Source organism: Komagataeibacter intermedius TF2, from assembly GCF_000964425.1.
Lineage (GTDB): Bacteria > Pseudomonadota > Alphaproteobacteria > Acetobacterales > Acetobacteraceae > Komagataeibacter > Komagataeibacter intermedius.
This window is the reverse complement of the sequence record NZ_BANF01000280.1, coordinates 1-470: the sequence shown is the minus strand read 5'-3', so window position 1 is coordinate 470 and position 470 is coordinate 1. Positions and strand designations below refer to the sequence as shown.

Annotated in this window: 1 pseudogene; it reads left to right on the top strand. The window is 63.4% G+C overall.

Annotated features, from left to right (window positions below):
• A pseudogene (locus tag B7449_RS17015) lies at positions 1–350 on the top strand (hypothetical protein); the annotation flags it as partial.
• Between the last annotated feature and the right edge of the window lie 120 nt (positions 351–470).

Genomic DNA, 470 nt, shown 5'->3' with positions numbered 1-470 from the left:
CACAGGAGAGGGTCATGGGATCTGTTTCAGACTATGCGGATTGGCGGATCGCGCGTCTGGCGATGAAGGTAGACCTTTCACGGACGTTTGTCCGGTCGCCCCTGGCCCAGACCATCTGGAACCGCCACCTGCGCCAGCGTTTGGCGCAGGCCGAAGATGATCCCCCGATACCGCAAAGTGCAGTCCGCCTGTACGAGCGGCCGGGCTGTCCTGTCGGCCTGGTTATCGATGGGCGCTGGGAACGCGGGCTTGGGAACTGGGATCTTTCCTATCCGGCGACGATCCTGCTCTCGACCGGTAAGATCACTACCACCCCGGGTTGCGTGGCGGAAGGGCTGGAAGAGCTATGACCGGTGATCTTCCCGTTCCGCGCGCGCTTGCGCCAGTCCTTGACAGTCTGACGCCAGAACAGCGGCGTGCGGCGACGGCACTGGGATATGTTCTGGTTCTGGCAGGGGCAGGCACCGGCA